The following is an 18,652-nucleotide window of genomic DNA, read 5'->3' as shown; positions in this document are numbered from 1 at the left end:
GGTCCCGGAAAGTGTCGACGGTCAGCTTTCGGGCTCGGCGTCGGATGAGGGACGATCGCCCAGGAACGCGGTGGTGCGCGGGTCGAAGATGAGGACGATGATCAGGGCGGCGGGAACCAGCCACAGCCAAGCCATGAGCGTATCTCCGGTTTGGAAGTAGGGAATCGCCAGGATGATCTGGAAGACCTGCCACATCAGGACCGCCGCACGCGTCCAGGCCCGCGCCCGGAAGAAGTGGTGCGCCACCAGCAACTGCCAGATGCCGGCTCCTGCGATCAAAATGAGCATGAAGATGCGGGCTCCCATGCCCAACGCACCGGCCTGGCCCAGCGCCATGGCGTAGGTGAAAGCATAGAAGAGAACGGCGAGGCCCTCGAGGACCAAAAGCCCGGAAACGAGTAGCACCGAGATCGGGCGACGCTGGATCGCGGGGCGGACGGGCTTTGGCGCTGGCTGGTTCATCACTCCCCAAATCTAGTATGCGCAGCCTCCCCGAGGCCAAAGCCGGAGCCTGCCCGGGTGTGACAAACGACCACACAATGAGGCAAAAAATGCCCTTGTCACGGAGGTGGAAACCTGTTAGTCAGACCCGTAAAACCGGTGCTTGTGACCAAGCACTCAAGGTTGTGGAGGTATTTGCAACACAGGACTCTTGTTTACGTGAACGTAACATGAAAACCTTGTTAGGCAGTCGTTCGGGTAAGGCATTTTTCCCGCCGCGCTGCTTTTGTCCCGGCTTTTTATGCTGGGCAATCCCCTCACTTTTCCTAGACACAAGGAGCATCATCAAGCATGGATTGGCGTAGCCGCGCGGCCTGTCTGGACAAGGACCCGGAACTTTTCTTCCCGGTAGGAAACACCGGACCGGCCCTGCTCCAGATTGAAGAAGCCAAGAGTGTCTGCCGACGGTGTCCCGTAGTGGACACCTGCCTGGCCTGGGCCATCGAATCCGGCCAGGATGCAGGTGTTTGGGGCGGCATGAGCGAAGACGAGCGCCGGGCGCTCAAACGCCGGGCAGCACGGGCTCGTCGAGCCTCCTAGGCTGATCGGTGCATCACAGCACCTTCACGTGAGGGGTCGGTTCCACGGGAACCGGCCCCTCACCTGCATTTCGGCTTCAAGCCGGGCAACACGGGCAGCGCAAGAACCTCGCCGTTCCCGTGTTGCGGACTCCACCCACCCCCTAGCACTGGTTACCATCGATAAGTGACAGAGCCACACACCGACCCCCGCATAGGCACGACGCTTGATGAACGCTATCGGCTCGATGCCCGCATCGCCGACGGCGGAATGTCCACCGTGTACCGCGCCATGGACGTGAGGCTGCACCGCACCGTCGCCGTGAAGATCCTGCACGCGCATCTGGCTTCCGACCCCGTCGTCCTTGAGCGATTCGCCTCGGAGGCGATCATTGCCGCCGGTCTCACCCACGACAACATCGTGGGTATTCGCGACCACCACGTTTCGGGCACCACCGCCTACCTGGTCATGGAATACGTGCGCGGGCTGAATCTGCGCGAGTCGCTCGCTTCCCGAGGGCGCTACACTCCGCGCCAGGCATTGGTGGTGTTGCAGGCCATCTGCACCGGCTTGTCGGTGGCGCACGAGGAAGGCATCGTGCACCGCGATATGAAGCCGGCCAACGTGTTGATTTCGGACGAGGGTCGCATCAAGGTCGCCGACTTCGGGCTGGCGCGCGCCGCCTCGGCCCACACCAATGCCACCAACTTCTTCGGCACCGCCGCGTACATCTCCCCCGAGCTGGCCAAGGGTGAACCGTCAGACGAGCGTAGCGACATCTACGCCGTCGGGATCATCGCCTATGAGCTGCTCACCGGGCGCCAGCCCTTCACCGCGGAAAGCGCCTACGGGCTGGCCTTCAAGCACATCAACGACGATGTCCCGCCGCCCTCGGCGATCGTGCCAGGACTTTCCCCGGAGATCGACGAGTTGGTGGCCTATTGCACCAACAAGGACCCGGAGGACCGGCCGCAGAACGCTTCGTTCCTGCTCAGCGACCTCAAGCAGATCCACGATTCGCTCACTCCGAACCAGCTCGACCTGGGCTCCGAAACCCTTGGCGGGCTCAAGGACCTGATTCCGCCGGCGACTTCCGCCCACACCACCGTCCACGACCGCCTTGCACTGGCCCAGGAATACCGTGACTCCGCAGCCGCCGGCCGGGCTTCCGGCGATGCCGCCACCATGGCATTGTCAGCCGCTTCCGGCGACGAAGCTACTCCCTCTCCGGACGACACCACCGTGCTGGCAAGCGGTTCGGACCACACGCAGGTGCTGGCCGGTTCATTCTCCTCCACCCAGCAAGTGGACCAGGGCCACACCCAGGCGCTGCAGGCTCAGCCCCAGCGACCGGTTTCCGCGCGGCAGGCCAAGAGGAACGCCAAGGCTGCCGACATTGCGTGGCGAAAAGACGCGCAGATCCCCACCCGCCAGCTGGATTCCCGGATCCCGACGCGCCGCAAGTGGCTCTTCGGGGTCCTGCTGACGCTCCTGGCAGCAATCGTTGCCGCCGTCGGCCTATTCTTTGGCATGGGCCCCGGGGCCCCCTTCACGATCCCGACACTGACCGGGGTCACCGGCAGCGAGGCGGTGCAACGCCTGTCGGACACCGGCGTCCAGGCCGGCACCCGCGAGGTATTCGACGACAAGCTTGAGCGTGGCCTCGTGGTTGGAAGTGAACCCGCCGCAGGGGAAACGATCCGCCGATTTCAAGGGCTCCAGCTCTTGGTCTCCAAGGGTCCCGAGCTTTTCTCCGTCCCGAACCTGACCGGCCGCACGCAGGCAGCGGCCGAGAAGGACCTGAAGGCCGCAAACCTGGCAGCCGGAAAGGTCTCGAAGAAATACTCCGAGGAAGTCGCCGAGGGCGTGGTGCTCGGCCATGATCCGGAGACAGGGGAAAAGCTGCGCCGCGGCACCAAGGTCGGGCTGACAGTGTCCCGTGGACCGGCCCCGGTGGACGTCCCGGTGCTTGCCGGCATTTCGCCCCAGCAGGCGGATTCCGAACTGAAACAGGCCGGGCTGAAGGGCAAGTCCTCCGGAAAGGAATACAGCACCTCGGTGCCGGAAGGTGCAATCATTTCTCAGCAGCCTTCCGGCGGCCAGGTCGAGCGCGGATCCACCGTCGAATACGTGGTTTCCCGCGGGCCGCGGATGATCGAGGTACCCAACATGCAGGGCAAGCAGCTCGCTGAGGCACGCCGGGAGCTCGAGTCCCTGGGCTTCAAGGTCCAAGTCGAGGAGTTGCTGGGTGGGTTCTTTGGGACTGTTCGTTCGCAAAGTCCCGCCAATGGCAAGGCCCCGGAGGGCTCGACCATCAAGCTGGTCGTGGTCTAGCAGCGGCAGCCCCGGGCTCCCGCTGACGCTGATCGCGCAGCGTCCGGCACTGCCGGAGTTCAGAGCGATCCATCACCCGCGGAAAACAGCAATGGCCGGGTTCCTTTCCCTGTGTATCAGGGTGAAGGAACCCGGCCATTGTCTTGCGGTCGGTGCGTGTTGCGGCTAGCCGCGGACCCCGCGCTTGGCCAGTGCCCCGGAGACCAGGAAGGCCATTTCCAGGGACTGCTTGTGGTTCAGGCGCGGGTCGCAGACCGACTCGTAAAGATCGTCGAACTGTTCCTGGCGGATCGGATCGGCGCCGCCGAGGCACTCGGCCACATCGTCGCCGGTCATTTCCACGTGCAGGCCGCCGGGGTAGGTGCCCAGCGAGTCGTGGACCTCGAAGAAGCCGCGGACCTCGTCCATGACGTCGTCGAACTTGCGGGTCTTGTAGCCGTTTTCACTGGTGACGGTGTTGCCGTGCATCGGGTCGGTGACCCAAAGGACCTGGGCTCCGGAGGCGGTGACCTTCTCGACCAGGTTCGGCAGCTTCTCGCGGATGTTCTTTGCACCCATGCGGGTGATGAAGGTCAGGCGGCCCGGTTCGCGGTTCGGGTCCAGCTTGTCGATGAGCGCCAGGGCGTCTTCGGGCGAGGTGGTCGGGCCGAGCTTGACGCCGATCGGGTTGCGCACGCGGGAGAGGAAGTCGACGTGCGCGCCGTCGAGCTGGCGGGTGCGCTCACCGATCCACAGGAAGTGGCCGGAGGTGTCGTAGGGCAGCTCGGTGCGCGAGTCGGTGCGGGTCAGCGCACGCTCGTAGTCAAGCAGCAGGGCCTCGTGGGAAGCGAAGAACTCGGTGCGCTTCAGTGCCTCGAAGTCGGCGCCGCACGCATCCATGAAGCGCACCGCGCGGTCGATCTCGCCGGCAAGCTGCTCGTAGGCGGTGTGCGCCGGGTTGGCCATGAAGCCCGCGTTCCAGGAGTGCACGGAGCGCAGGTCGGCAAAGCCGCCCTGGGTGAAAGCGCGGATCAGGTTCAGCGTGGCCGAGGAGGTGTTGTAGGCCTCCACCATGCGCCGAGGGTCGTGGGCACGGGACTCGGGAGTGAATTCGTAGCCGTTGACGATGTCGCCGCGGAATGCCGGCAGGGTCACCCCGTCGCGGGTCTCGTCGTTGGAGGAACGCGGCTTGGCGAACTGCCCGGCCATGCGCCCCATCTTGATGACCGGCATCGATGCGCCGTAGGTCAGCACGACTGCCATCTGCAGGATGGTCTTCACCCGTGCGGAGATCTTGTCGGCGGTGGCACCGTCGAAGGTCTCGGCGCAGTCGCCGCCCTGGAGCAGGAAGGCCCGTCCCTGTGCGGCCTCGGCCAGGCGCTCGCGCAGCACGTCGACTTCGCCGGCGAAAACCAGCGGCGGACGTGAGCCGAGTTCGGACACGGACTTGGCATAGTGCGGGTGCTCGCTCCAGGTCGGCTGCTGGGCGATGGGCAAGGTGCGCCAGATGTCCAGTGCGGGGTCGGCAGCGGGACCGGCCGGGGATCGTCCGGACATTGAGGAAGTCGAAGATAGCTGAGTCACCCTCTAAGGGTAAACCGCTTTCGGGTCCGCGGGACATTCAGTGCGTAACCCTCGGAGTCGACGGGTTCACAGTGCCGGGCCCTGCGGGGGGAGGAAGCTATTTCTTCTTGCCGGCCTCGCGACGTTCGGCATCCAGCTGCGCCTTGACGGTGGCGGCATAGGTGTCGGCGTATTCCTGTCCGGAGAGTCGCATGATCGCGTACATGATCTCGTCGACCACCGAGCGCTGGACAAAGCGGTCCTCGCTCATTCCTGCATAGCGGGAGAAATCCAGCGGTTCGCCGATGATCATGCCGACGCGCCGGATGTTCGGGACGCGCTTGCCGATGGGCTGGACCTTGTCGGTGCCGATCATGGCGATCGGGATGACAGGGACCCCTGCCTCCAGGGCGAGCTTGGCGACCCCGAGCTTGCCGCGGTACAGGCGCCCGTCGGGGCTGCGGGTGCCCTCGGGGTAGATGCCCAGCAGGCTTCCGTCGACAAGCGCCTGGGCCCCGGCTCCCAGGGAGTTTGCGCTTGCCGCCCCGCCGGAGCGGTCCATCGGCAGCTGGTTGATCATCCGGAAGAACCAGGCGGTCACCCGTCCCTTGGGGCCCTTGCCGGTGAAGTAGTCCATCTTCGCCAGGAAGATCACCGGGCGGCTCACGGCCACGGGCAGGAAGATCGAGTCGGAGACCGAGAGGTGGTTGCTGGCCAGGATCGCGCCGCCGGAGGCAGGAATGTTTTCCAGCCCCTTGACCCACGGGCGGAAGAACACGTTTACGAGCGGCCCCACGATGAACCGCTTCATAAATTGGTAGAACATGCTTGGAACGCCTTCCGGGCCGAGAGTGGTGCGGGACTCCACCGAGAAACCGTGCGCGCGGAGCCCCGGGACATGCCCGGAGACCTGGTGTTGATCACGTGGTTCTCGGTTAGGCTCTAACTGTAGGCAAAACTACGCCATGGGTCACACTTGGCACGACGCGGTGACGTCCGAATCAGGTGTCCCAGACCCCTCCGATCCTCGCAGGAGCACGCTCCCCATGCCAGAGACGCCAGCGGCCCCCGGCCCCAACGCTCCGTTCCACCACACCGGGACAAACGGCGCGGCCGTCCTGGTGCTCCACGGATTCACGGCCGGCCCGGCGGGACTGCTGCCCTGGGCCGGGGCCTTCGCGGATGCCGGATACACCGTCAGCCTGCCGCTGCTGCCCGGTCACGGCACGCGTTGGCAGGACCTGGCCGCCGTGAAGCACACCGCGATCATCGATGCCGTGCGACAGGAATTTGCGACGCTGGCCGCCACGCACCGGCGCGTTTACGTCGCCGGGCTTTCCATGGGCGGCGCCCTGGCCCTGCACCTGGCATCGACCCATGCGGTGGCAGGACTCGCGCTGGTGAACCCCGGGCTGACCCTGGCCTCCCCGTTGGCGCCCTTCACCGGGGTGCTGCGCCATCTGTCCCCGACCGTCGCGGGGATCGCCAACGACATCGCCAAGCCAGGTGGAGACGAGCACGCCTACGCCCGCACCCCGGTCGCGGGGGTGCATGAGCTGCGCAAGCTCTTCAGGGAGACCATCAGTCGGTTGCCGCAGGTCAAGGCCCCGGTCCTCGTGTTCCGCTCAAACACCGACAACGTGGTGCCCGAATCCAGCCTGGACGTGTTGTGCGCCCGGCTCGATGCCGGTGTCCACCTTGAGGTGAACCGGTTGACTCGCAGCCGCCACGTGGCCACGCTTGACTATGAGGCGGAGTCGATCTTCGCCCGTTCCATCGCGTTCTTCCAGGAAGTTGAAGACAGCAAGCCATGACCAACCCCATGCACGAGCCGGCCGAATCCGGCGATTCCGACGATTCGGTGTGGGAAGACCTGGTCCGCCGGCTGGAGGCGACGCCCGGCGATCCCACGGAACCCGCTTCCGGCGACTCCCCCGCGCCCCCGGTGCCGGGCTCCGTCGCCCCGCGCGGTGTGGACCCGGGGCTCTTCAGCATGCACCCGGCGCTGTCCGGTCCGCGCGACCACGACCTGCCCGACGAGGACGAAGGCTCCTTTGTCCCGGAGGATCCACCGGCCCTGGGGTCGGGAAACCCGCTGTTGACCCTGGCCTGGTCCTGCGCCGCGGGTGCCCCGATCACACTGCTGCTGTTGGCCATCTTCTGGCGACGGGCACCCATGCCGCTGTGGATCGGGCTGGTCGTGGTGGCGGTGGCCGCCGCGGTGTTCCTCTTCGCCCGCTTGCCGCGCCACCGGCAGGAGGGCGACGACGGTGCCCGCGTGTAGCCGCGCCGAAATTTGTTGCGAACCGCGGCAAATGCCCGTAAGTTACCTGTCAGTAAACAATGTGTGACCCGAACCACTATGATGGGTGACATGGGGGAAGAGGGGTTGGCGGGCACGCCCAACACCGCCCCGGAACCGAAGGAGCTCCAAATGCAGGAATTAGCCGTCCCTCCGCTGGTGGAGAACCCGCCGCAGACCAACATCACCGACCTGCTCCTGCGCCATGCCCGGTCCGCCGCCGACCCGGCACTGCTGTCCAAGCCGGGCCCGAACGGGACCTGGATCGACATGCCGGCCTCGGAGTTCGCGGCGGAGGCCTCCGCCCTGGCCAAGGGGTTCATCGCCTCCGGCATCGCACCGGGGGCACGCATTGGCCTGATGGCCCGCACCCGCTACGAGTGGACGCTCGTCGACTTCGCCATCTGGTTCGCCGGCTGCGTCACGGTTCCGGTCTACGAGACCTCCTCCCCCAGCCAGGTCGCCTGGATCCTGGGCGATTCCCACGCCGTTGCCGCCGTCGTGGAGGCCCCGCGCCATGAGACCGTCGTGCGCCAGGCCGCCCACCAGGAAGGCCTGGAGAAGCTGGAACATGTGTGGCAGATGGACGGCAACGGGCTCGATGCCCTGCGCGAGGCCGGCAAGGACGTTGACGACGCGGTCTTGGAGGAGCGTCGCTCGGCCGCCGGGCTGGACTCGCTGGCCACCATCATCTACACCTCCGGCACCACCGGGCGGCCCAAGGGCTGCGAGCTGACCCACTCGAACTTCGTCGAGCTCAGCGACAACGCCGCCGCCGAGCTTCCCGAGGTCGTCTACCCGGGCGCCGCAACCATCATGTTCCTGCCGCTGGCCCACGTCTTCGCCCGCTACATCTCGGTGCTCGCCGTAGCCGGCGGGGTCAAGGTGGCCCACACCGCCGACGTGAAGAACCTGCTGCCGGACCTGCAGTCCTTCCAGCCCAACTTCATCCTCGCGGTGCCGCGCGTGTTCGAGAAGGTCTACAACTCCTCGATGCTCAAGGCCGAGGACGCCGGCAAGGGCAAGATCTTCCACGCCGGCGCCGACACCGCCATCGCCTTCTCCCGCGCCGAGCAGGAGGGCAAGGTCCCGCTGGGCCTCAAGCTCAAGCACAAGCTCTTCGACGTGCTGCTGTACGGCAAGATCCGCGCCGCGATGGGCGGGAAGGTCGTGCACGCGGTCTCCGGCGGCGCCCCGCTGGGCGAACGGCTGGGGCACTTCTTCCACGGCATCGGACTCACGGTGCTTGAGGGTTACGGCCTGACCGAGACCACCGCCCCGATCACGGTGAACACCCCCAAGAACTTGAAGATCGGCACCGTGGGGCGCCCGCTGCCCGGCAACGCCGTGCGGATCGCCCAGGACGGCGAGATCCTGGCCAAGGGCTTCTGCGTGATGCGCGGCTACTACAACCGCCCGGACCTCGAGGCGGAGACCTTCTCCGATGGCTGGTTCCGTACCGGGGACATCGGCGAGCTGGACGCCGACGGCTTCCTGCGCATCACCGGACGCAAGAAGGAAATCATCGTCACCGCCAGCGGCAAGAACGTGATCCCGGCACTGCTGGAGGACCAGATCCGTGCCGACGCCCTGGTCTCCCAGTGCGTCGTGGTCGGCGATGCCCGCCCGTTCATCGCCGCGCTCATCACCCTGGACGCGGATGCGCTTCCGGGCTGGCTGCAGCGCCACCACCTTCCGGCCGAGACGACGGTGGCCCAGGCCGCAGAGCTGCCGCAGGTCCGCGACGCGATTGCCGCGCTGGTGGAGAAGGCCAACGGCGCGGTCTCGCGCGCCGAGGCCATCAAGGAGTTCCGCATCGTGCCCACCGACTTCACCGAGGACTCGGGGCACCTGACCCCGTCGCTGAAGATCAAGCGCGCCCAGGTGCTCAAGGACTACGAGGCGGTGCTCGAGGACATCTACGCGGGCTCCAAGCCGCGCGCCTAACGCCGGATCAGCATCAAGACGCGCGGGGCGGGCACCGAATCGGTGCCCGCCCCGCGCGTCTATTGCCCTTGCCCGGTTGCTCCTACAACGGGTCGGAATCGCCGACCGGCACGCCGAGGCCCAGCAGGGCGTTTTCCACGACCTCGCTCAGCGCCGGGTGGATCCAGAACGGCTCGCGTGCCATGGTGTTGACCGACATGCCACTGACCATCGCCTGGATGAGCGGCTGGATCAGCAGCGAGGCCTCATGGCCCATGATGTGAGCTCCCAGCAGGAGTCCGGTGTCCTTGCAGGCCAGCAGCTTTACGATGCCCTCTTCGTCCTCCATGGCCCAGCCGTAGGCGGTGGAGCCGTAGGGCTGGATGACCGAGAGCACGGCCTCGTCCCCGTGCTCGGCCCGGGCCTGGGCCTCGGTGGCACCGACGGAGGCGATCTGCGGGTTGCTGAACACCGCCGCTGGCACTGCCCGGCGGTCCATGGGGCGCATGGCGTCGGGGTTCTCCAGGTTGTGGGCCACCACGCGCGCCTCGCGGTTTGCCACGTGCTTGAGCTGCTCGATATTCGCCGCGTCGCCCAGTCCGAAGATGCCCTGCACGGGCTCTCCGGAGGCCAGCACGCGCTGGTATTCGTCAACGACCAGTGAGCCGTCATCCCGCAGGTCGAACCCGAGGTCGGCCACGCCGAGCCGGTCGGTGTTCGGCGTCCGGCCGGTGGCCACCAGCACCACGTCGGCTGCCATCTCCAGCGGCTTCCCGTCACGCTCGAGGCGGACCAGCAGCCCGTCCCCGTGCTTCTCGATGCCCTGCACCGCCGCATTGAGCTCCACACCCCAGCGCTTGGTGGCGGCCTGGGTGAAGGCAGCTGAAATGTCGGCGTCCTGTTGGCGCATCAGGGCGCCGGAGCGATTCACCTGGATGACCTCGCTGCCCAACGCGGAGAAGACCGCTGCGAATTCGCTGGCAATGTAGCCGCCGCCCAGGATCACCATGCGCCGAGGCAGCTCGTCCAGGCGCATGACGGTGTCTGAGGTGTGCACGCCGGGCAGGTCGATGCCGGGGACCTCGGGCAGGACCGCGCGCGATCCGGTGGCGATGACGATGTTGTCCGCAGTGATGCTCTGACCGCCGGCCGTGTTCAACTCGTTGCGCGAGATGAAGGAAACGTGCTCGGAGTAGAGCGTGACGTTCTCCAGCTCGTGGGCCCGGTAATTCTTGCCGGATTCGGAAATGGAGTCGATGCGTCCGAAGATCCGGTCCCGCAGGCCGGCCCAGTCGGCCCCCTCGAACGTCATTGACACGCCCAGGCGCTTGGCCTCGGCGACGGAAGCCGCCAGCTGTGCCGGGTAGACGAACATCTTGGTGGGGATGCAGCCGACGTTCAGGCAGGTGCCGCCGAAGGTGCCGGCATCGATGATCGCCACCTTCTTGCCGTCCCAGTGCTCGGTGATCAACGAGTTGCCGGATCCGGATCCGATGATTGCCAGGTCGTAATGTGTCATGGTGGGTGCCTAGTGCTCCTGAACGATGGTGGAAATTTCGTGGACAAGTTGGTCGATTGCCTGACGTGCTGCCCGGCGCGGAGCCCTTGACACCGTCGCGGGGTGGGACAGCGCCGGGTCAAAGGGCAACAGGATCACCGGCCGGTCAAGGTCCGCCGGGAGCTGCAGCTCCCCACTCTCCGCCGCTCCGATGTTGATCGCGAAGAGCGTGCGCGCCGGCAGGTCCGGCCTGCCGTTGGCCTCAAGCCAGCGCAGCTTCTCCCCCAGCTCCGCGGTCATGCCCGGGTCCGGCGGGCAGACGAGCACCAGCGCATCTGTGTCACCCAGCATTCCGGCAAAAGCGGCGCGGGCCAGGCCGGGGCCTGCAGTCCGGAACCGCCATTCCTTGCCGTCGGTCCGGCGCTCGAGGGCTGCGGCCAGCGTCGCGGCGCCGGCATGCTCGACCAGCGAGAGCACCGTAATGACCTTGTGGTCGCGGGAAATCGGTGCCGGGGCTGCTGTGGGTTCGGGGGCCTCGGATGCTGCGGAAGCGGATGGCTCCGGCGTTCCTTGCTCCGGCACCGTGTCTGCGTGGGTGTCGGCGTCGTTCTCCGGAAGATCCCCGGATGCGGGGAGGGTCATGTCAGCATCGGCAGGTTCGTCGGACTGCGCTGTCGGGAGCGCCGGGGCTTCGACTGCCGGTGCTTCGGTCGCCGGTGCCTCGGTCGCCGGGGCTTCCTGTGCGGATCCATCCCCCGTTTTGGCCGCGGGCCGGGCTTCTGCGTGAGTGGCTGTGGGTTCACCGGCAGGTGACGGCGACTGGCTCCCGGTGGTATCCGGGGGTGTCGGTCCGGGGGTGTCGACAGGGGCGGGTTCGGCCGGCGCAACGTCGCCGGCGGATCCGGATTCCGTTCGCGCCGACCGTGACAGCCGCGCGAATATCCGTGAAATAAAGCCTGCACGTTTGATGGCCATGGATCCCACTCCTTCCAACGGCGTTCCGGGTTTGGTTCGCCGCCTGTTCGTTGCCGCTGGTGCATCCACTGGCAATTGGCACCCTAACACGCAAGTGAGGATGGACCCGTCCCAGGCCCTCGGAATCGGGGCGGGCGGGTCCATCCTCGCGCGCGTTGCATGCTTGTTTGCGGTGCCGGCCCCCAAGGGATGGCCGGCACCGTGTGGCTATGCCGGGTCGATGACCACCAGCAGGTCCCCGCCCTGCACCTGGGCGGTGCCGGCGATCGCAAGGCGGGCCACGGTGCCGGCGACCGTGGAGGTGATCCCGGCCTCCATCTTCATGGCCTCGATGGTGGCGACGGTGCCGCCGACCTCGATGCGGTCGCCCACGGCCACCTGGGCGGTGACGGCGCCGGCGAACGGAGCCGCAACATGCCCGGGGTTCGCCGAATCGGCCTTCTCCGCGGCAACCACCGTGGATTCCACCGATTCGTCGCGCACCATCAGCTGGCGGGACTGGCCGTTGAGCGTCACCGTCACGGTGCGCAGGCCCTTCTCGTCGGGCTCGGAAATCGACTGCAGGATGACCAACAGGCGCACGCCCTTGCCCAGGGACACCACGTGCTCGCGGCCCTTGACCAGGCCGTAGAGGTAGTCGCGGGTGTGCAGGACCGACAGGTCCCCGTAGTTCTCCACGCTCGCGGCAAAGTCGCGGGTCGGGCCGGCAAAGAGCAGGCGGTTCAGCGTGGCGCGGCGGGTGGCCGAATCTGCGTTCAGCGCGTCCGAGTCCTCGGCCGAAAGCTCCTCGACGTGCGGGCGCACGACGCGGCCCTCCAGGGCCTTGGAACGGAACGGCTCCGGCCAGCCTCCCGGAGGATCGCCCAGTTCCCCGGAGAGGAACTGGATGACCGAGTCCGGGATGTCGAAGGACTTCGGGTCCTTCTCGAACTCGGCCGGGTCCACGCCCATGCCCACCAGCTGCAGGGCGAGGTCGCCGACCACCTTGGAGGACGGGGTCACCTTGACCAGGCGGCCCAGGATGGCGTTGGCCGCGGTGTACATGTCCTCGATGGCTTCGAAGCGCTCGCCCAGGCCCAGCGCGATGGCCTGCTGGCGCAGGTTGGAGAGCTGGCCCCCGGGGATCTCGTGGCGGTAAACGCGGCCGGTCGGGGCGGCAAGCCCGGATTCGAACGGGGAGTACATGGAGCGCACCGATTCCCAGTAGGGTTCCAGCGACGCTGCGGCCTCCAGGGAGATGCCGGTGTCGCGCTCGGTGTTCTCCAGCGCCGCGATCAGCGCGGAGGCCGATGGCTGGGAGGTGGTCCCCGACATCGATGCAGCGGCGACGTCCACCGCGTCGACCCCGGCGTTGATGGCCGCCAGCAACGTGGCCGACTGGCCTCCGGCGGTGTCGTGGGTGTGCAGGTGCACCGGCAGGTCGAAGCGCTCGCGCAGGGCGGTGACAAGCTTCGCCGCCGCGGCAGGGCGCAACAGGCCGGCCATGTCCTTGATCGCCAGGATGTGCGCCCCGGCGTCCACGATCTGCTGAGCCAGGTTCAGGTAGTAATCCAGCGTGTACAGGTCTTCGGCCGGATCCAGCAGGTTGCCGGTGTAGCACAGGGCCACCTCGGCCACCGCGGTGCCGGTCTCCCGGACCGCCTTGATGGCCGGGGCCATCTGCGAGACGTCGTTCAGCGCATCGAAGATGCGGAAGATATCGATGCCGGTGGCCGCCGCTTCCTTCACGAAGGCGTCGGTGACCTCGGTCGGGTACGGGGTGTAGCCCACGGTGTTGCGTCCGCGCAGCAGCATCTGCAGCGGGATGTTCGGCAGCTCGGCGCGCAGCAGCGCCAGGCGCTCCCACGGGTCCTCGCCCAGGAAGCGCAGCGACACATCGTAGGTCGCGCCCCCCCAGACCTCCATGGAGAAGAGCTGTGGCATCACGTGCGCGTAGGCGGGTGCCGCGGCCAGCAGGTCACGGGTGCGCACGCGGGTGGCCAGCAACGACTGGTGGGCGTCGCGGAAGGTGGTGTCCGTGACGGCCACCGCCGTCGAGTCGCGCAACGCCTTGGCGAAGCCCTCCGGGCCAAGTTCCAGCAGGCGCTGGCGCCAGCCTGCGGGCGGTGCCTGGTCCGAGGGACCGTCGAACGGGCTGCGCTCCGGCTCGGTGGACTTGTCCCCCGGGAATGCCGGAAGCTTCTTGCGCGGGTCGATGCCCTCGACGCGGGCGCCGTTGGGCTGGTTGACGGTGACATCGGCCAGGAACGCCAGTGCCTTGGTGCCGCGGTCCTGGGACTTCTTCCCGGCCAAGAGTTCCGGGTGCTTGTCGATGAAGTCCGTGGCGGCTTCCCCGGCCAGGAAGGCCGGGTCGTCGAGCACGTTCATCAGGAACGGGATGTTGGTGGTCACGCCGCGGACGCGGAACTCGGCCAGCGCACGGCGGGCCCTGGCCACCGCGGTGGCGAAGTCGCGGCCGCGGCAGGTGAGCTTGACCAGCATCGAGTCGAAGTGCGGGGAGACCTCGGCGCCGGTGTAGATGGTGCCGCCGTCCAGGCGCACGCCCGAGCCGCCGGCAGAGCGGTAAACCGTGATGGTTCCCACATCCGGGCGGAAGCCGTTGGCCGGGTCCTCGGTGGTGATGCGCGATTGCAGGGCGACGCCGCGGATTTGCAGGTCCTCCTGGCGGATGCCCAGGTCCTCGAGGGTCTCGCCGGCGGCAATGCGCATCTGCGCCTGCACCAGGTCGACGTCGGTGATTTCCTCGGTGACGGTGTGCTCGACCTGGATGCGCGGGTTCATCTCGATGAACACGTGCTGCCCGGCGCGCTCGCCCACGGTGTCGACCAGGAACTCAACGGTTCCGGCGTTCTGGTAGTTCAGTGCCTTGGCGAACTTCACCGCATCGGCGTACAGCGCCTGGCGGATGTTCTCGTCCAGGTTCGGTGCCGGGGCAATTTCGATGACCTTCTGGTGGCGGCGCTGCAGCGAGCAGTCACGCTCAAAGAGGTGCACGATGTTGCCGTGCTCATCAGCCAGGATCTGGACCTCGATGTGGCGCGGGCGCAGCACGGCCTGCTCCAGGAACACCGTCGGGTCGCCGAAGGCGCTCCCTGCCTCGCGCATAGCAGCCGAGAGCGATTCGGCCAGCTGGTCACGGGTGTCGACGCGGCGCATGCCGCGGCCGCCGCCACCTGCCACTGCCTTGACGAAGATCGGGAACCCGATCTTGTCGGCCTCGGCGGTCAGGTACTCAAGGTCGTCACTGGGTTCCGAGGACTCAAGTACCGGAATACCCGCAGCGCGTGCCGCGCGCAGCGCTGCAACCTTGTTGCCTGCCAGTTCGAGGACCTCGGCGGCCGGGCCGATGAACTTGATGCCTGCTTCGGCGGCAGCCCGCGACAGGTCGGGATTCTCGGAAAGGAATCCGTAGCCCGGGTAAATGGCATCCGCGCCGGCTTCCTTGGCGACGCGGATCACCTCTTCAACGTCCAGGTAGGCACGGACCGGGTGGCCCTCTTCGCCAATCCGGTAGGCCTCATCGGATTTCTGGCGGTGGATCGAGTTGCGATCCTCGTAGGGGTAAACGGCGACAGTCTTCGCACCCAGCTCGTAGCCGGCGCGGAAGGCGCGAATTGCGATCTCGCCGCGATTGGCTACCAAGATCTTCTTAAACATGGCGCTCCTGCGAAATGACATAGGGATGAATGACACGCACGAATATCAGGGTCTGAGTTCGTGTTTGCGGGGCAGAACGTGTGTTTCGGCGCCCAACGTCACACACTACCGTGACGGGGCGCACGTATCGCAAAAGATTGCGGCAGGCACGAAACAGTGGTGTCAGGTGGTCGTTTGAACCCGTGGCGGCAAAGGAACCAGAAGCCGATTATGATGTTGAGGGAACCAATCGTTAAGACGTGAGCAACTAACAGTAGAAAAGGGCGTGGTCCGTTCCGTGCAGGTAGTGAGCATTAGCAGCCTTAAAGGTGGCGTAGGGAAGACCTCCGTTACATTGGGGCTCGCTTCGGCCGCCCTAGCCGCTGGTATCCCCACACTCGTGATCGACTTGGACCCGCACGCCGACGCCAGCACCGGTCTGGGAGTGCGCGCCGACGGCAAGATGACCATCGGCCGAATGCTGAAGGCCGCGCGCAAGGCGAATCTGTCCGAAAACATCGTTTCCAGCTCCTGGCAGTCCAAGGCCGTCTCCAAGCGTTCGCTGACTCGGGTCCCGGTGCTGGATGTGGCAGTCGGCGACGCCTACACCGGCATCTACGACCGGCCCGACCTGCGAGCCCGCGATTTGCGCCGGCTGACCCAGCTGCTTTCCAAGACCTCCGGTTACGCGCTCGTGCTCATCGACTGCCCGCCATCGCTCAATGGCCTAACGCGGATGGCATGGAGCGCCAGTGACCGTATCTTGCTGGTTGCCGAACCGTCGCTGTTCTCCGTGGCCGGTACCGAGCGCACGCAGCGTGCCTTGGAAATGTTCCGCAAGGAGTACGCGCCGGACCTCGGCCGCATCGACGTGGTCGCCAACCGGGTGCGCAAGGATTCCGACGAGCACCGCTTCCGCCTGACCGAAATGCGTTCCATGTTTGGCACCTCCGTGCTGAGCCCCGAGCTTCCCGAGTTCGCGGACTGGCAGCAGATCCAGGGAGCCGCCTACTCGGTGCACCAGTGGCCGGGCAGGCCCGCGCAGAAAACGGCGGTGCTCTTTGACGAGTTGCTGCGCAACATCACCGATACCGCTGTGAAGCCGGAACGCAGCTAGTCTTCGCTTCACCGAATCCTCGAACCACTGTCCCCATCCTCAAAACCGCTCCGCTCATCGCCTGGCCAATGTCCGGTCGGTGAAGGGCGGTTTTTTGATGGGCGGATTGGACCATGCCAGAGCTCTCCCAAGCCGAAGGCGGGCATAAAAATGGACGGGGTCGGACGCTGCCTGCCTGCGCCTGGGCGCAGCGGCGGCATCCGATCCCGTCCGCAAGAATTCGTGTCTTGGTGCGGGCCTAGCTGGCGGAGCGCTTCGCGGCGCGACGCAGAGCCAGTTCGTCCTCCGGGAAGTCCGTGGCATGCTCACTGGGCAGCTGCGACAGGGATCCCTCGACCTCGCGCCACACTCGCCCGACGGCAATGCCGAAGACGCCTTGTCCCCCCTGGACCAAGTCAATCACTTCGTCTGCGGACGTGCACTCATATACCGAGGCGCCGTCACTCATCAAGGTGATCTGGGCAAGGTCTTCCACCCCGCGCTCGCGAAGGTGACCGACGGCAGTCCGGATCTGTTGCAGGGATACACCGGTGTCCAGCAGCCGCTTGACGACCTTGAGCACCAGGATGTCGCGAAAGCCGTAGAGGCGCTGGGATCCCGAGCCCTTGGCACCGCGCACGGCCGGTTCCACCAGACCCGTACGGGCCCAGTAGTCGAGCTGGCGGTAGGTGATGCCTGCCGCCTTGCAGACGACGGGGCCCCGGTAACCGGCGTCCTCGTCGAGGACCGGCAGGTCCTCGGTGAAGAGGAGTCCCTGGGTGTTGCGAAGGGACGCGGCGTGCGCCGGTGAGGCCGCGTGTTGGTCGTCCATGGGATTCATTGGAATCTCCTTGCTCAAGCATCCCCGTGCGGGAAAGAGGGCTGCCGGGTGTGGAACGACTCCGTTGCGAGTGAAACCGAAATCCGAGGGCGGCAAACCTTGGGAACTTATGCTTCGACGGTACGACTACATTGGGGCTGCGTCAAAGACCTTCAAGCTTAACTTGAGGCGTGTCGCGAACGGTCGTCTATTTATCGAAATCTTCCGGCTCGACCTCGTTGAGGAATTCACGGAACTCACGCACCTGGTCCTCCTCCCCCTCGGCGACTTCGGCGTCCTCCGAAACCATGACGGAGGCCTCGTCTAGCACCTGGTCGTCGCACAGTATCGGGCATTCCGCCCGGAGCGCCAGGGCAATGGCGTCGGAGGACCTGGCGTCGACGCGCACGTCGTCGGCAAAGACCAGCTCCGCGGTGAATACGGCGTTGAGGACCGATACGATCTCCACTCTCACCAACGGCGCGTGCAGCGCCTGCAGGGTCGAAATCATCAAGTCGTGGGTCAGCGGACGCGGCGGGATGATGCCTTGCTGGAACATGGCGATGGCTGATGCCTCGGGGGCACCAATCCAAATGGGCAGGTGGCGTTGGGTATTGGCTTCCTTGAGCAGAACAAGGGGCTGGTTGGAGGGAAGCTCTATGCGAACTCCCACAACTTCAAGTTCCTGCATGGTTCGCTCCTTTACCCGGGTCGCTGCAACTTGCAGTGACCGTTTGTCCGGCCTAGTGGTCCAACTTGGCGATGGCACCGTTGACCAGGGCACCATGCAATGCCATGCAGGCATCGCTTATTTCGCGGGCTGTCTCCGCCGCCCTGGCACGCGACGCCACATCTCCGCGGCTCATGTGCGGAGCCACGACACGTTCCACCAAACCCACTTCGCGATCGGCCGCTGCGCGGAAGGCCCGCAAGTGGCGGGGCTCGATGCCGTGCGCCGCAAGCGCAGCTGAAGCGGCGGCAATCTTCTGCGCATGTTCATCGAAACGCTCGTTTTCCGACGCGATCATGCCGAAGGCCAGGAGGTCATTGACCAGCTCCGGGCTGGCGCCACACAGCCCCTGCAATTCGGCCTTGGTCACCGGGCGGGTGCGGGCAGCCAGGTCCTGGGTCATCTGTTCGCTGATGCTTCGCGGTGCCAGTGTGTGCCCGCCGGGCAACTGGTCCGGCCGTTCGCCTCGGTCTACCGCGTCCAGGTAGTCCTTGATGACCTTCAGTGGCAGGTACTGGTCGCGTTGCAGGCCCAGGATGAAGCGCAGTCGGCCCACGTCGTCGGGCAGGTACTTGCGGTAACCCGCCGAGGTGCGTTGCGGGGTCAGCAGTCCCTTTTCCTCGAGAAAACGGATTTTCGACGCTGTGACCTGAGGAAACTCATCATGAAGCTCCGAAAGGACCTCGCCGATATTGAGCGCAACGGCGCGCTGGGTATCGCCGGCAACAACTGCCAGTCGCGGGTTTCGGGCTGCCTGGTTCACTACCATGTCC

Annotated in this window: 15 protein-coding genes; 6 read left to right on the top strand and 9 right to left on the bottom strand. The window is 66.2% G+C overall.

Translation table 11 applies throughout. The annotated features are described in order from the left end of the window. Positions 1-21: 21 nt before the first annotated feature. Positions 22-465 carry a hypothetical protein gene (locus ABD687_RS00245; RefSeq protein ID WP_302262482.1) on the bottom strand — a complete coding sequence of 148 codons (444 nt, stop codon included), beginning with the start codon at positions 463-465 and terminating at the stop codon, positions 22-24. 327 nt (positions 466-792) lie between these two features. Between ABD687_RS00245 and ABD687_RS00240 the strand changes: the two genes are divergently transcribed. After that, positions 793-1,041, top strand: coding sequence for a WhiB family transcriptional regulator (locus ABD687_RS00240; RefSeq protein WP_007271814.1), 249 nt, complete (start codon positions 793-795; stop codon positions 1,039-1,041). A 165-nt stretch (positions 1,042-1,206) separates the two neighbouring features. Next, positions 1,207-3,354: a Stk1 family PASTA domain-containing Ser/Thr kinase gene (locus ABD687_RS00235; protein WP_310288278.1), complete on the top strand. Its 2,148-nt coding sequence runs from the start codon at positions 1,207-1,209 to the stop codon at positions 3,352-3,354. Between the two features lie 165 nt (positions 3,355-3,519). Here the strand turns inward: ABD687_RS00235 and ABD687_RS00230 are convergent, their stop codons facing one another. Next, on the bottom strand, positions 3,520-4,890 hold the full coding sequence (locus ABD687_RS00230) for a class II 3-deoxy-7-phosphoheptulonate synthase (RefSeq protein WP_264270751.1): 1,371 nt from the start codon (positions 4,888-4,890) through the stop codon (positions 3,520-3,522). 124 nt (positions 4,891-5,014) lie between these two features. Further along, entirely contained in the window at positions 5,015-5,722 is a 708-nt protein-coding gene (locus ABD687_RS00225) for a lysophospholipid acyltransferase family protein (protein ID WP_264270752.1), read from the bottom strand. A gap of 220 nt (positions 5,723-5,942) precedes the next feature. On the opposite strand from ABD687_RS00225, the gene ABD687_RS00220 reads away from it, so the two are divergent. The 3 genes from ABD687_RS00220 to ABD687_RS00210 all read left to right on the top strand — a co-directional run bounded on the left by ABD687_RS00220 (position 5,943) and on the right by ABD687_RS00210 (position 9,145). Next, positions 5,943-6,710 (top strand): alpha/beta hydrolase, encoded by a 768-nt coding sequence (locus ABD687_RS00220; RefSeq protein WP_264270753.1) that lies wholly within the window; start codon positions 5,943-5,945, stop codon positions 6,708-6,710. Next, positions 6,707-7,180 carry a hypothetical protein gene (locus ABD687_RS00215; RefSeq protein WP_310288283.1) on the top strand — a complete coding sequence of 158 codons (474 nt, stop codon included), beginning with the start codon at positions 6,707-6,709 and terminating at the stop codon, positions 7,178-7,180. The genes ABD687_RS00220 and ABD687_RS00215 overlap by 4 nt, the downstream gene beginning before the upstream one ends. A gap of 150 nt (positions 7,181-7,330) precedes the next feature. Then, positions 7,331-9,145, top strand: coding sequence for an AMP-dependent synthetase/ligase (locus ABD687_RS00210; protein WP_302262487.1), 1,815 nt, complete (start codon positions 7,331-7,333; stop codon positions 9,143-9,145). An 82-nt stretch (positions 9,146-9,227) separates the two neighbouring features. On the opposite strand, the gene ABD687_RS00205 is transcribed toward ABD687_RS00210, so the two are convergent. From ABD687_RS00205 to ABD687_RS00195, 3 genes are all read right to left on the bottom strand, one after another. Beyond that, entirely contained in the window at positions 9,228-10,643 is a 1,416-nt protein-coding gene (locus ABD687_RS00205; protein WP_310288286.1) for a mycothione reductase, read from the bottom strand. Positions 10,644-10,652: 9 nt separating this feature from the next. Further along, the gene (locus ABD687_RS00200; protein WP_310288288.1) at positions 10,653-11,597 is read right to left on the bottom strand and encodes a hypothetical protein; all 945 of its coding nucleotides are present in this window, start codon (positions 11,595-11,597) and stop codon (positions 10,653-10,655) included. A 207-nt stretch (positions 11,598-11,804) separates the two neighbouring features. Further along, positions 11,805-15,254, bottom strand: a complete 3,450-nt coding sequence (locus ABD687_RS00195) for a pyruvate carboxylase (protein WP_310288291.1) — start codon at positions 15,252-15,254, stop codon at positions 11,805-11,807. A gap of 277 nt (positions 15,255-15,531) precedes the next feature. Between ABD687_RS00195 and ABD687_RS00190 the strand changes: the two genes are divergently transcribed. Continuing rightward, entirely contained in the window at positions 15,532-16,350 is an 819-nt protein-coding gene (locus tag ABD687_RS00190; protein ID WP_372342935.1) for a ParA family protein, read from the top strand. Between the two features lie 238 nt (positions 16,351-16,588). On the opposite strand, the gene ABD687_RS00185 is transcribed toward ABD687_RS00190, so the two are convergent. The 3 genes from ABD687_RS00185 to ftsR form a co-directional block, all read right to left on the bottom strand. Next, positions 16,589-17,161, bottom strand: a complete 573-nt coding sequence (locus ABD687_RS00185; RefSeq protein ID WP_310293347.1) for a MerR family transcriptional regulator — start codon at positions 17,159-17,161, stop codon at positions 16,589-16,591. 196 nt (positions 17,162-17,357) lie between these two features. Then, positions 17,358-17,840, bottom strand: a complete 483-nt coding sequence (locus ABD687_RS00180) for a bifunctional nuclease family protein (RefSeq protein ID WP_264270761.1) — start codon at positions 17,838-17,840, stop codon at positions 17,358-17,360. A gap of 52 nt (positions 17,841-17,892) precedes the next feature. Beyond that, positions 17,893-18,648 carry a transcriptional regulator FtsR gene (ftsR, locus tag ABD687_RS00175; RefSeq protein ID WP_372342936.1) on the bottom strand — a complete coding sequence of 252 codons (756 nt, stop codon included), beginning with the start codon at positions 18,646-18,648 and terminating at the stop codon, positions 17,893-17,895. Positions 18,649-18,652 lie beyond the last annotated feature (4 nt).

It is taken from the genome of Paeniglutamicibacter sulfureus (assembly GCF_039535115.1).
GTDB classification, from domain to species: domain Bacteria; phylum Actinomycetota; class Actinomycetes; order Actinomycetales; family Micrococcaceae; genus Paeniglutamicibacter; species Paeniglutamicibacter sulfureus.
Note: the sequence above shows the minus strand (reverse complement) of the source record. Positions and strands in the feature narration are given on the sequence as shown.